At 43.8% G+C, this 12,867-nt stretch carries 15 protein-coding genes and 1 pseudogene; 7 read left to right on the top strand and 9 right to left on the bottom strand.

Annotated elements, in window-relative coordinates; genetic code table 11:
* Together QUB25_RS19390 and QUB25_RS19385 are read left to right on the top strand one after the other, a co-directional pair.
* Window positions 1-1,073 (top strand): GAF domain-containing sensor histidine kinase (locus QUB25_RS19390; protein WP_333185200.1); only part of this gene is annotated, 1,073 nt, incomplete at its 5' end.
* A 43-nt stretch (window positions 1,074-1,116) separates the two neighbouring features.
* On the top strand, window positions 1,117-2,649 hold the full coding sequence (locus QUB25_RS19385) for an ATP-binding protein (RefSeq protein ID WP_333185198.1): 1,533 nt from the start codon (window positions 1,117-1,119) through the stop codon (window positions 2,647-2,649).
* A gap of 162 nt (window positions 2,650-2,811) precedes the next feature.
* Here the strand turns inward: QUB25_RS19385 and QUB25_RS29865 are convergent, their stop codons facing one another.
* Window positions 2,812-2,904: a transposase gene (locus QUB25_RS29865; RefSeq protein ID WP_445251967.1), complete on the bottom strand. Its 93-nt coding sequence runs from the start codon at window positions 2,902-2,904 to the stop codon at window positions 2,812-2,814.
* 178 nt (window positions 2,905-3,082) lie between these two features.
* Between QUB25_RS29865 and QUB25_RS19380 the strand changes: the two are divergent.
* A pseudogene (locus tag QUB25_RS19380) lies at window positions 3,083-3,854 on the top strand (IS1 family transposase).
* A gap of 14 nt (window positions 3,855-3,868) precedes the next feature.
* Here QUB25_RS19380 and QUB25_RS19375 read toward each other — a convergent pair.
* Entirely contained in the window at window positions 3,869-4,561 is a 693-nt protein-coding gene (locus QUB25_RS19375) for a hypothetical protein (RefSeq protein ID WP_333185196.1), read from the bottom strand.
* A 28-nt stretch (window positions 4,562-4,589) separates the two neighbouring features.
* Entirely contained in the window at window positions 4,590-5,975 is a 1,386-nt protein-coding gene (locus QUB25_RS19370; RefSeq protein ID WP_333185194.1) for a sensor histidine kinase, read from the bottom strand.
* Window positions 5,976-6,096: 121 nt separating this feature from the next.
* Between QUB25_RS19370 and QUB25_RS19365 the strand changes: the two genes are divergently transcribed.
* Window positions 6,097-6,264: a hypothetical protein gene (locus QUB25_RS19365; RefSeq protein ID WP_333064726.1), complete on the top strand. Its 168-nt coding sequence runs from the start codon at window positions 6,097-6,099 to the stop codon at window positions 6,262-6,264.
* Between the two features lie 106 nt (window positions 6,265-6,370).
* Window positions 6,371-6,694 carry a DUF3155 domain-containing protein gene (locus QUB25_RS19360; protein ID WP_006635576.1) on the top strand — a complete coding sequence of 108 codons (324 nt, stop codon included), beginning with the start codon at window positions 6,371-6,373 and terminating at the stop codon, window positions 6,692-6,694.
* Window positions 6,695-7,055: 361 nt separating this feature from the next.
* Here the strand turns inward: QUB25_RS19360 and QUB25_RS19355 are convergent, their stop codons facing one another.
* The 4 genes from QUB25_RS19355 to QUB25_RS19340 form a co-directional block, all read right to left on the bottom strand.
* A complete protein-coding gene (locus QUB25_RS19355) occupies window positions 7,056-7,589 on the bottom strand; it encodes a cofactor assembly of complex C subunit B (protein ID WP_333036782.1) in 534 nt (177 codons plus the stop codon).
* A 174-nt stretch (window positions 7,590-7,763) separates the two neighbouring features.
* Window positions 7,764-7,895, bottom strand: a complete 132-nt coding sequence (locus QUB25_RS19350) for a hypothetical protein (RefSeq protein ID WP_333064725.1) — start codon at window positions 7,893-7,895, stop codon at window positions 7,764-7,766.
* Between the two features lie 15 nt (window positions 7,896-7,910).
* Window positions 7,911-8,303, bottom strand: a complete 393-nt coding sequence (locus tag QUB25_RS19345) for a PadR family transcriptional regulator (protein WP_333036786.1) — start codon at window positions 8,301-8,303, stop codon at window positions 7,911-7,913.
* 339 nt (window positions 8,304-8,642) lie between these two features.
* Complete coding sequence (locus QUB25_RS19340; protein WP_190657763.1) at window positions 8,643-8,846, bottom strand: DUF751 family protein; 204 nt, start codon at window positions 8,844-8,846, stop codon at window positions 8,643-8,645.
* A gap of 274 nt (window positions 8,847-9,120) precedes the next feature.
* On the opposite strand from QUB25_RS19340, the gene QUB25_RS19335 reads away from it, so the two are divergent.
* Complete coding sequence (locus QUB25_RS19335) at window positions 9,121-9,996, top strand: DNA adenine methylase (protein WP_333185191.1); 876 nt, start codon at window positions 9,121-9,123, stop codon at window positions 9,994-9,996.
* An 88-nt stretch (window positions 9,997-10,084) separates the two neighbouring features.
* Here QUB25_RS19335 and QUB25_RS19330 read toward each other — a convergent pair whose 3' ends face one another.
* Window positions 10,085-10,567 (bottom strand): PD-(D/E)XK nuclease superfamily protein, encoded by a 483-nt coding sequence (locus QUB25_RS19330; protein ID WP_333185189.1) that lies wholly within the window; start codon window positions 10,565-10,567, stop codon window positions 10,085-10,087.
* A 27-nt stretch (window positions 10,568-10,594) separates the two neighbouring features.
* Window positions 10,595-11,530: a metallophosphoesterase gene (locus QUB25_RS19325; RefSeq protein ID WP_333064722.1), complete on the bottom strand. Its 936-nt coding sequence runs from the start codon at window positions 11,528-11,530 to the stop codon at window positions 10,595-10,597.
* A gap of 103 nt (window positions 11,531-11,633) precedes the next feature.
* On the opposite strand from QUB25_RS19325, the gene QUB25_RS19320 reads away from it, so the two are divergent.
* Complete coding sequence (locus QUB25_RS19320) at window positions 11,634-12,665, top strand: hypothetical protein (protein WP_333185187.1); 1,032 nt, start codon at window positions 11,634-11,636, stop codon at window positions 12,663-12,665.
* Window positions 12,666-12,867: the final 202 nt, after the last annotated feature.

Below are 12,867 nucleotides of genomic sequence, written 5' to 3'. Positions count from 1 at the left end.
CCACCCAAGAGGGACAATTTACCCGCGATCCTTATATTGCAGCCACTCAACCGAAATCGATTCTCTGCACTCCTCTGCTGCACCAAGGCAAACTGACAGGCATTCTTTACCTAGAAAATAATCTCACAGAAGGAGCTTTCACTACAGATCGGCTAGAACTGTTAAAATTGTTATCGGCCCAAATAGCCATTTCCATTGAAAATGCCCAACTCTACAATAACTTGCAGGAGTTCAATCAAAACTTAGAGCAATTAGTGAGCGATCGCACCCACGAATTATCCAACACGCTGGATGCTTTAAAAGCGACTCAAAGTAAGCTAGTGGAATCGGAAAAAATGGCATCGCTGGGAGGATTAGTAGCAGGCGTCGCCCATGAAATTAATACTCCCATCGGCGTTGGTGTCACCGTTGCGTCAGCTTTAGCAGAACATACCACAGAATTTGCTTCTACTTATAAGAGTGGCAAAATGAAACGCTCGGAACTAGAAGAATTTTTGGATATAGCCAGCCAAAGCAGCAACACCCTTCTAACTAATCTAAATCAGGCAGCAGCATTGATTCAGAGCTTTAAAGAAGTAGCAGTCGATCGCTCTAGCGAAGAAGGACGAACTTTCTTGGTAAGAGATTATCTCGATGAAATTTTAATCCAATTAAAACCAAAATTGAGAAATAGCAAACATTCGATCGAAATTAAGGGAGACACCAAAATAGCCCTAGATTCTTATCCAGGTGCATTATCCCAAGTTATCACAAATTTGCTGATGAACTCTCTGATTCACGCTTACGAACCGGGCGCTAGTGGAAAGCTGGCTTTTGATTGGCAGCAAGAGGGATCTCGACTTAGCTTTGAATATTCCGATGATGGTCAAGGCATTCCCCCAGAAAATTTAAGTAAAATTTTCGAGCCATTCTTTACTACCAAACGCGGTCAGGGTGGTAGCGGGTTGGGATTGCATATTGTCTACAATTTAGTTACCCAAAAACTTCTGGGTGAAATAGAATGTAAAAGTGAGGTCGGAGTCGGCACCAAGTTTATTATTAAGCTACCCGTCCAAATCGATTCACAACCGTAGTTTCCTAAATCCAAACATCAGTAACACAGAAAGGTGAGCAGCAATGGACAAGAATATTTACGGCTTTTCAAATGAAAAATCATCTGAAGAAGTGTTATTTGCGGAAGAAGTTAACTCAGATGAAGAGTTATTTTTTGCCGATGAAGTATCAGAAGATTTTCCGACAGAAAGCTGGAAAATTTTGATTGTAGATGATGAGGCTCAAGTGCACACAGCTACCGATCTCGCCTTAAGAAAGTTTGTTTATGAAAATAAATCTTTAAAATTTATTAGTGCTTATTCGGCTAAGGAAGCTAAACAGTTAATTCAAGAACATCCTGATGTGGCTATCATCCTGCTTGATGTAATCATGGAAACGGATGACGCTGGCTTAGAGTTTGTGAAATATGTCCGCGAAGTGTTAGGCAATCAGTTAGTGCGAATTATTTTACGCACTGGTCAACCCGGTCAAGTACCCGAAAAAAGCGTTATTATCAATTATGATATAAATGACTATAAAACTAAAACTGAATTAACGACATCAAAGCTATACACTACAGTGCTAACAGCTTTGAGAAGTTTTTGTTTAGGTCATAAATTGCAGTCGGAAATAGAGCGGCGCGAACAAATAGAACAAGCACTCCGTATCAGTGAAGAAAAAGAACACCAAAAAGCTCTTGCCTTAGAGCATTTTGTCCAAGAACTGCAAGAGACACAACTCCAGCTAGTTCAAAGTGAAAAAATGTCTAGTCTCGGTCAATTAGTCGCAGGTGTCGCTCATGAAATTAATAATCCGGTTAACTTTATTTACGGCAATATCTCCTATGCGAAAGATTATATTAAAGAACTCATCTATGTGTTGAATCTCTACCAACAGCATTACCCACAACCAGAAGCAGAAATTCTCAATGCAATAGAAGATGGAGAGTTGCCATTTATCATGGACGATTTGCCAAAGTTGCTTTCTTCCTTGCAGTTAGGTATCGACCGCATTCGTATAATTGTGGAGTCTCTACGCAATTTTTCGCGCTTAGATGAAACTGAAATCAAATCAGTAGATATTCACGAAGGTATTAATAGCACCTTGATGATATTGCAGCATCGCCTCAAGGCTAAGTCAGATCGTCCTGCTATTAATGTGATTAGAGACTATGGTGAATTGCCGCTTGTAACCTGTTATGCAGGTCAGCTCAACCAGGTGTTTATGAACCTTTTAGCGAATGCTATAGATGCTTTAGAAGAGCGGCAAAGTAGAGAAGAGGGTGCAGTTTTTCACCCCAAAATTTTGATTCGTACTGAAGTCCTACCGGGTAGTTCGCAGGAGAATATTAGCACGGGTTCAGGCATTCGGGTAACAATTGCCGATAATGGCGCTGGCATGACTGAGAAAGTTCGTGCTAAACTTTTCACTCCCTTTTTTACTACTAAACCAATAGGAAAAGGTACAGGCATGGGATTGTCAATCAGCAAAAAAATTCTGCTAGAAAAACACTGCGGTCACTTGGAGTGTATTTCTACGCCAGAGCAGGGAACGCAGTTTATTATTGAGATGCCTACTATCTGTATAGGAACCCATCTCGCGGTAGCTATGGCCTAGAAAATTCATAGGGCTGAATTGATCGTATAGCTGTTTTCAGTTGCATAAAAACAGGGTAAGTGCTAATGGCTAATTAATCTGAATTATGACAGACTTTTTTCGCGCAGCAAGTCCACCCCTTCAAAAGTCTGGCTGCTGTGGCTAAAGCCACCTTCTTCTAACTTAATTGTGTTGGTTTCCCATATATTTTTTAACAATCTCTTCCGAGGTCTTACCAACTGTGCCGTAAAAATACCGCCTATTCCATGTATATATAGTACAGTGCAGTCAGTAGATAAGCGGAAAAAATGAAACTTTCTGCGATCGAGTTTCGTAAAAAAATAGTCAAAGCTGATGAACCCGGTGATACATCAATTAGGGCGCGGCTGAATTAGGGTATGATAAGTTTATAGTGCGATCGGCAAAAAAATAACACTCATTAAACGCAGATATTCTGCAATGTCCTGAATGTCAGGCAACTTCTGTTAATAAAAATGGTCATAAAAAGAGGTAAACAGAATTATATTTGTGTCGGTTGTTGCAGACAATTTATAGATTGCTATCAACCTCAGAAAGGTTACTCTGAAGAGGTTAAAAATTACTCTCTAAAAATGTAGGTCAATGGTATGGGTTGGCGAGCAATTGAGAGAGTCAAAAATGTGCTACGACAATAATTAATTGGCTCAAACCAGTAGGAAAACTCTTGCCAGATTTTGAGCGCACAGAGACAAATCCACAACTGGGTGGATTGGATGAATTAGAAACATTTGTCGGCTCACAAAAAACTTGCATCTGGTTATGGACAGCAGTAGACCACTTTACACCCGCTATTTTAGGATGGGTATTAGGCGATCATAGTCGCCAAACCTTTGAACAACTTTGGACTGTTGTTCATAAATCGAAATGCTATTGTTATCTGACAGATTGCTGGAAAGTTTACCCAAATTTTACCGAGGAATGTCAAATTATTAACACAACCTATAGGACAAGAGTTGAGCGCGAAAATACAATATTAATACACCCTGATAGCTAGTTTGAAGCGAAAAAAATTTTTTTATTCTAAATGAGACAACAAGTTGATCAGACTTTCTTTTGGATTATTAATTTACTATATAAAATTTGCTAATCTTCCAATGCCATATCAAAATCAAAGAAATTATTTTGGTTTTATGCGATTGCCGGCGTTGCTTAGTGATCCCTTAATTCAGAAACGACTTTTTTTGTAATATCATCGACGCGATCAACGATTTTCGCTTTGCTGGAAATGCCGCCAAACTTCATGATGACAGACGTACCAAAAATACACGGCTAAATTCACAAGACCTAATAATTTAGTGCCATCTTCTAGCATCGCGTGTAATGCTTGATGTGGAGTCTCTAAAAGATCCTCTAACCGCGAGATAGCAAACAAGAAGAATGCTGCAACTAATGGCAGGTAATGAGTGGTTTTGATGTATCGCCAAAACTTAACTCCGTAAAGGAAAACTGCACTCCCATAACACAAATAAATTATTTTCTTAGATATTCCCAACCGAGACATAATCAAAGTCATCCGAAACCTGTCATCCAGGTAAAAGGCTCCCAGGAGTAAAGCACTAAAAAATAAGAATATCGCCGATCTACTACCCCGATCTTTTTGGCGCAACACTCCGAAAGTAAATGCACAAATTGCGACTGGGAGACACCCGAGAACTTCGGAAACTCCGGTGAGAATGCCTTCGTAAGGGAACCAGAAATTAAAAGGGTCGCTAAATAGGCGTTCAACTCCGCGTCCCTTGTTGTTGAGTTTGGCGTATATGCTCACCCCGCCCAAAATCAGAAGAGTCATAATATTAAAAAAAGCTAAAAACGGTACACCAAAAAAGTTTTTCTTGAAAACTTTTAAAGAATTTGATAACTTGGAAATTTGATTGGATAAAGGTAGATGCTTCATAAAAAATGTCTTTAAGCAATAGAGTTCGTTACTTATTCACTGGTAGCCAAACCACAAAGGTAGTGCCGCGATCGGTTGGATATAAATGAGTTTCCGCCGATGGCAGCCATTCAGGATTGACTGGGGAAAATACTTCTATTTCTCCTTGCATTTGGCGGACTAAATCGCGGGCGATCGCCAAACCCAATCCTGTACCCGGAATTTCGGTCTGCGCTTTTTCTCCCCGGTAGTGCCGCTCAAATAAATGCTCTAAATCCTGGGGAGGAATGCCGGAACCTGTGTCGCTAACGGCAACTGCTATGGCAGGCAATTGGCTGTATCCTGCCCGATCGCCATCCGCTGCTTTGTACCTGACTTTAATATAAATTTGGTGGCCGGCAGGGGTATATTTCAAAGCATTGTCAATTAAATTGCTCAAAACTTCGCGCAAAGCTCGATCGTTCGCTGAGACTGGCGGCAAATCTGCCGGAATGTCGGCTAGCAATTTCAGATGCCTTTCAGATGCGATCGCCTCGGCGGAAATTAACAGCGGTTTTAAGACTTCTGCCACAAAACAGGATTCCTGCAAATTGGCAGCAGGTAACAGCGACAGAGGAGAATGCCGGATTGATTCCACATTGGACATTGCTTTTTCTGAAGTCCCCGATCGCAGTTTTAGATGTGCTTCGCCGGTGTCAACGGTTCGATCGAACTGGCCCAGCAACTCTTGCAGCCGATCGCTCTCTCGGACAATACTAAAAGCCACATTGCGGTTTTTGTCTTCCGGTACCAGCCGCCGCGCTAACAGCTTGCCAAAAGTTCGCAACGCTGTCAGCGGACTTTTGAACTGGTGCAGCAAATTGTGCATCGTGTCGTAAACCTGAGCCTGGATTTGCCGACTCGTACCCAATTCCTGCTGCATCCACTGCGATCGCTGGTCTAAAATGCAGGCTAGGGCTAAGGTGCGAGCAATTTGTTGTATCTGAGCCTCTTCTCGCTCGTTCCAAGGCCTGTCTTGCCGACCGCTGACTAGGAGTCCCATTACAGCTCCCTCGTGTATCAGAGGCGTCACAATTTGCATCCGCTGCTGCCACACATTCTCCGGGCCTTGGCACTGATGGGAACTGCGCTCCTTACCCGGAAGTCGCTCGGGTGCGATCGCCCCCACCGTTGATTCTTCCACAGGCCGAACCGGCGGCGCCAGCAGTCGCGGCACTGGTTTCACTGTCGAGCTTTCGGAACATTGCAACCTCAACCCCTGATTTTCTTCCGATTCGGCTGAGCTTTCTGGGTAAACTGCGATCGGCACCAACTTTGCTTCGCTGCCTTCTACCAACTCTTGTGTCAGGTATACCGCGCTGAATTTCGCTCCCAAACTAACGGCGATGGCCACCTGCGAGCGGCAAAGTTTGACAAATTCTGAACTGGCTGGCATTAACATGAGCGCCACATTAAGATATCTAACGGAATTCTAAGTAAATTACAAACGATCGGCTACCGATTACTGATGAGAGACTTCTAGGTTTCAGGTTTCTTCCCTTTGATAGAAGGCAGCTATGTTGAAGGCATGGGGCTTTCATGAACCAAAATTGCCCCGCATCGCCCTCCGCGCAGCTTCCACCGATCCCCAACCTTGGATCTTGCCGGAACTTGCGGCCAGCCCTACCACAACCCCTACACTTTTGTCGATCGGCACGAATGTTAAGATTATGTCGATATATTAAAAACAGTTGAAATTTTGAGCTAGAACGGATATACTGGCCTCGGATTTGGTAGCTATCATTACAACCTGTCTGCTCATACTGTCTGCTCACAGAGGAGGTAAAGAAATTGGCCAGGAGACGCAAACGCAAGAGTCGCCGCCGACAAGAAGGACGCAGAATTTTAGAGTGTGTGCCTCAATATAGCATCGAGAGCGGCGAAGATAAACCCGTAACAGCGGCTCGCAAGTTCATCCATGCAGAAGGCATTGCTCCCCCAGCTTTGCTGTTAGTCAAGCGTAACGAGCATACCACTGACAGATACTTCTGGGCTGAAAAAGGTTTATTTGGAGCCCAATACGTAGAAGAGAACCATTTCTTGTTTCCCAGCTTAAAGGTGATGTTGGAAGCTACCACAGAAAAAATTCCTGTGGTGTCAGCCAGCCGCGCATAGCTCAAAATGTTTAGCTCAAAACATTGACAGCAATGTTTTTCTAAGTCTTTTAACAAAAGCGCGAGAGTTCTCATTGTCTGGAGAGTGCCAACTGAAATTTCTGCGAAAAGTCCTTACGAATTAGGGTATAAGGAGCCATCGCAACAGGCTTGATCGCAGCCCAAGGGCGATCGCCACAATTGGCACTTTCACGATAATGGTTTTTTTTTACTTTTTGGTCGATCGAACAAGTGGATCAAAAAAACAGCCACTGGTTTATCACTGGTTTATCAACGAAAGAGCCGCTCTTGAGTCATCGGTTTGTCAGCTAGAAGTCTAACTACGGCATCTAGCATATCAAAAAACGTTCCGCGTCAAACTTTTAATCGATCGGTTTCAAATCTAAAGCTTTTTGCATGGCTGCTAGTTCATCGCGGTGAGCTCTGACAGTAACAAAGCTCTTGGTTTGGCTTCCCGACTCAGCAACTGATTCGAGTTTGAGGGAGACTTGCTCAGAGCGTCCAGCTTTTTTCCAGTAAAATACCCCCGCTAGCGGGGACAGCAGTACCAAAGCTAGGAAAATTTGACCCTGTTGAGGAACTAGCATTCCCAAAACCAGTCCCAAGCACAGAGCGCCGCCTGCACTCAGCAGAGTTAGAAAAATAGCTAGAAACCAACTCGGCCGCACAAAACCCTCAAACGTGACTTTATAGTTGGGGGCATCGACGGCTGCAACTCGGTAAGCTCTATCGGCAAAATACTGTTGTAAGTCGGCTAACAGTGACTCTTGAGCGCTCTCAGAAGCCAGCTTGACTTGTTCGATTCGATCTTTGACTGAAGCCTTGATGAAGAAAAACAAGCCAACAGCCAGCAGTAGCGTTAGCACAAATGTTGAAGGAAGAACAGCAGTATCCATCGGTAGAAGTTTGTGTAATTGAAATTATCTACTATTACTTTACATAACTTGACATACGAAAGCGATCGAGGACTTACGCAGACACTTTGTTATCAAAATTCGCAGAAAGCTTCTTCTGCAAGGCGTTTTGCTCTCCATCACCCAATTCCCATATCTCCCCATCATCCCTAATTCTCAAGTGACAATGCGTAAGTCCTGACGTAGTGTAGCTGCTTTAATCGCTGTGCCGCGGGCGATCGAGCAAAGCGAAGGCAAGGAAGGCAAATCGCTTTGCAAGTAGCGCCAGCATCTCCAGGGTTTAGGCATCCGATTCCAACTCGGTTAACCCGTCTGACCAGTTTCTAAGGGGCGGGAACGACGCTCTGAAGCGCCGTTTCCCTGACCAATGTAATCGTGCCAGAGACGAGCAAGGTCTTGAGCTTGGTGCCGCCACTCAGCGAGGATTTGATACATCCGGCGGGGGCGGCCGCGTCCTTCTACTTTTTTCCAGTAACCGGTGATGACGCCTTCATCTTCGAGGAATTTCAGAGCGCTGTAGAGAACGGTATCAGAAAGGCGGTAGATGGGGAATTCCCTCTCTAGTTGGCCAATCAGTTCTGTACCGTAGGAATCTCCGCGCAATAACACGGAGAGAATGTAACACACAGCTAATTCCTTGTTTAGATAAACAGGAGGGGGGTCTTGAAAAAATTGATAGATATGTTCAAACTTCATCTGTCTTGTCCGCTGGAAACTCTCGTGATACCGTCAGGTTAACGGGAGAGGAAAGCGGGGCGGGGTGTGCCGCTTCCTAATGATTAAGTGGGACACCGGGGAAACAGAGGTGCAGTATTTCCCCAGTGAATGTTGATAGCCCCAAACGCCCTGCACTTCGGTAATGTTTGCCTGCGCCTTGGTTGAGCAGCACTGGCGTAACTAGCCCAATTTTTTTCCTCTTCCAATCTATCGCAGCGACTATTGTCAAGTGTGCGATCGCCTGCAAGAATTGGCAGCTACTTTGGGAGTTAGTGTTTTAACTGAATTTGCCGTTGATGTTTGCGTTTTAGCTTGGCTTTAAACCGAACTCAGGCCTAACATAGCCCGCAGTGTAAAAGTTAGAAAGACAAAAGTCGCTACAATCGAACTAATCAGGGCGATCGCAGTTGCCGGTCGATCGAGCAGGGGTTTGAGTCGCTCGAACAGGAAAAAGAAAATTCCCAGACATATCGTAATGAAAAAGCGCGGGTAGCGAGAGACGTTATTAATAAAATCTTGCATTGGCTTGGTGGGGTAAAGTGTCACAGCTCGATCTTGGACTGGTAACACTTGTGAGCGAGTTAGACAATTTTGGCACAGCCGGAGCTAAATCCGCCAATCGGGCGATCGGGCATTTTTGCCGGCGAGGCTGATATATATAATTCTAACGAAAACTTTTTGCCGATGGCTCCGGCACTGTCTGTTTAATGCCACGCGACCTCCGGTAAGAACTTCAGAAGTATTTCTATTGAGTTCTAGTTGTGATAAATATTATAGGGCCGTTATTTCTAGATAAATGTCTGCTTCCGCACCTTCTTTCGTCTTGCCACGTCCCTTTCTGAAATGGGCAGGAGGCAAAACTAGGTTGATTGGACAATATCAACCTTATTTTCCTGAAAAGTTCACAACTTACTACGAGCCTTTTTTGGGTGGCGGAGCTGTATTTTTTTACTTAGCACAGCAGCACCCTGGTTTGCAAGCTGTTTTAACAGATATTAATCCTGAGTTGATTAATGCTTATCGCTGTGTCAGGGATAAAGTTGAGGAGCTGATTCTACTTTTAGAGGAGCATCAGTTAGAACATACCAAGGACAATAAAGATTATTATTACTCGGTGCGATCGCGCTCCTACAAAACAGATACAGAAAAAGCAGCACGCCTGATTTACCTAAATAAAACTTGTTACAACGGCCTCTACAGAGAAAACTCAAAAGGTGAATTTAATGTTCCCATAGGTCGATACAAAAACCCTAACATTTGTCAAGCAGATTTACTGCGATCGGTTTCATCTTTACTCGCGCCCGCTCAAATTGAAGTCAGAAAATTCGATGAAATTTTGGATTTTGCTACCAGCAGCGAAGACTTTGTTTATTTTGATCCGCCTTATTATCCCATCAGTGCCACCAGTAACTTCACGACTTACAGCCGGGATAATTTCAAAGAATCGGAACAGCTTAAACTGAGAGATATTTTTGCAGAACTTGCAGAACGGGGCGTGAAAGTTATGCTATCTAATTCTAACTGCGATTTTATCGAAAAAATCTACAGCGATACTCAATTTTTCCCCAATAAATTTCTGCCAAAACTCATTGAAATTTCAGCATCTAGGGGAATTAATTCTAATAGTTTTAAGCGCGGAAAAATCAAAGAATTATTAATACGTTTATTTTAAACCTTACTTAAGCCCACTCTCTAATTAAGCATATTTTGTAGCAGCAATACGTAGTTTCCCCACACACGGCAAAGTTCCGCAAGTTCTGTTATAGATATTTGTTAGCCCAGGTAATAAAACCTTCGAGCTTGTGAACTGCCAACAGATTTTGATTGTCAGAAATTTGTTTTTTAAACCAGTCGATCGAACCTTGCCTCATACCGTCACCACCCACTATAACAATAGTAGGAACCCGATAACAATTTTTAATATTTAAATTTAGGTAAGGATACTTCTCGTCTACTGAACCTTTGTCTTCTTGCCACTTGCACTCAACAATCAGACCCCGAGGAAACAAACCGGAATTTACAATATAAAAATCGACATTTATTTCAGTTTCATAAATGCTAGACCCGATATAAACCTGTTTAGCATATCGGTTGGAATTTTCAGTAGAGATTAAGAGCCACTCTCGCTTGCGCTTTTTCGGCAACTGAGGGCATATTTCGAGATATCCGTGGCCTCTCAACGTACCTTCTACAGTTGTTTCTAAAACAAAACCAGTTTTATTGGCTCTAAAACCCCTATTCATTTTGTTGGCTCCTGAATATAATTTGAATTAAGCCGATCGCACTTGAATCACCCCTCGGTCAAAAACCCGTTTGTCAGTACCGATAGAACTGACAAACATCCGGTCTTCATAGACATCAAACGTCGCAAAACTCAGGCGGCTAGCAGAATACTCCGTCCACTCAGAACGCCCCACCGGACGAGTGCCAGCCCCAGCCCCGCAAATTAAATAAGTCGTACCGTTAATCGAGCGAGTGCGTTCGTAACTGTGCTCGTGTCCGTTGATATAAAGCTGCACGCCGTACTTTTGAAACAAAGGCGTCAAAGTCTTAATAAAAGATTGATCCGATCCGTACACGCCAGAGGAATAAATCGGGTGGTGGCCGAACACAACTTTCCAAGGTGCGGTGCTCTGACTCAACTCTTTTTCCAGCCAAACAAGCTGATTTTCCCAGTCAGCATTGTGATTGGTATCTAAAGCAAAAAACTGTACCGGGTCGCGCCGAAAAGTATAGTAGCGACCTTGCATATTAAAACCCGCATATTTAACTTGCTGGTCGCCGTTACCAGTGCGGATGTCGTGATTTCCCAGACAAGCATAAAATTTTACGTCTTGCTGCAATAACGGCCCATAAGGTTGCTCGAAAACAGCATTAATTTTTTCAAATTCGCCGTTATTGTAGATATTGTCGCCGGCGAGAACAGCAACATTAAAAGGGTTTTCCCGGTGATATTGCGCCATCGCCTCAGCGACAGCATACTGACCTTCAGCGCCCGTACCGGTGTCGGCTACCGAAATAAAGCGTAAAATAGGCGGTGAGGCCGGCAAAGAGACCATCGCCCTTTCTGCCTCAACGTTAGAAGGCACAGCAGCGTTGGCGTCTGTACCCCAGGCAGTCCGAAGCTGAAACATTTTCCAGACTCCGGCAAAACCAAAGCTGCTGAGACTGCCTAAAATTAGAAAGTGACGGCGTTTGATGCTCATTTTGATTCGGTTACAACTAATAAAATGATAAATTAAGGTTGAGATGGCTCAACTAAAAATTTATCGCTTTTAGATATATTTGCAACGCCCCAAGGCAGAGAAAATGTCAGAAGAACAACTAAACCAGTCAATTCCAGAACCCTCTCAATCTCCGACACCGCAGGTTGATTCGGCTGCAAAGTCTGCCCCCACTGGCAGCAAAACTCAAAATGCCAGCAGCGCGGTTCCCAAAAATCAGAGAATCAAAACTTTGATGGCATCGATTGGGAATTTGGGAAAAAAAGGCAAAAAATTACCAGCCGAACCCCCCTTGCAGCAAGTAAAGCCGATCGCGCCCACCGCTTCTGACTCAGCAACAGTAACTCCTCCCGCTGTTGCAGCAGAAGTTAACAGTGTGCCACCAAAAGTGGCTGTAAAAGTTGAGAAAAAACCTGTATCCCAACGCAGGGAAGGGAGTTTTTTACAGAACGTCGGTGTACTTTGGCAAAGTATTGTGCGGCTAGTGCGATCGCTACTGCCACCATCTACGAACCAGAAGCTGTCCGATCCAATTTTAAACGCCGCCATAGCAGCAATTCTGATCGTTGCAGTCGGTTTAACTTTCAACAGTTTCTCAGGAAAACCGCCGGATAAAGTAGCAAAAGTGCCTTTGCCAGCAGCGCAGCAGTCGCCTCCAACTTTTGGTGATTTTATGGCATCGGGAACGCCGAAATCGCCAGAGGCGATCGCACCGTCTGAGCCAATCTCTGCTAAATTCAAAAGCAAGTTGCCCGATTTAGTGGCGCCGGAAAAACCGCAACCAGTAGAAATTATCCCACCGCCCCCGCTGACGCCCGAACAGTCTCTGATTGCTGGGATTCAAAATCAAGTTACTGACATTAAGAATCGACTGGGCGGCGGTTTAGTTGAGTCTGTTCAAGCTAATTTTTCCAGCAGCATTTTGACAGTAAAAGTCGCTGAAGATTGGTACAAGCTCAGCGTAGTTGAGCAAAATCAACTAGCAACCAAGATGTGGAAGGAGGCTAACTCACTCGATTTCAGCAAGTTAGAAATTGCGAATATGGAAGGCAAGTTAATAGCTAGAAGTCCGGTTGTTGGTTCGGAAATGATTATTTTAGAGAGAGGGATTAATTAGAATTTAAATAGTCTGTATCTGTACACCATCTTACCAGCCTTAGAGTCCAGGACGCAGAACCTAATTATGTAGCGTGCTCCCTGTGTACCTTACGGCTGTTGATTTGTTTGAGAAATCTCGAACTTTTAAAAGTACCGACAGAATGCTAGCATTAAATCCTATCATGTCAGCGGTCACGACCACAATTAAATAGGTTTGTAGT

This window comes from Microcoleus sp. B3-D7 (assembly GCF_036705305.1).
In the GTDB taxonomy this organism is placed as follows: domain Bacteria; phylum Cyanobacteriota; class Cyanobacteriia; order Cyanobacteriales; family Microcoleaceae; genus Microcoleus.
The sequence above is the reverse complement of the archived record's forward strand: the minus strand, read 5'-3'. Positions and strand labels throughout refer to the sequence as shown.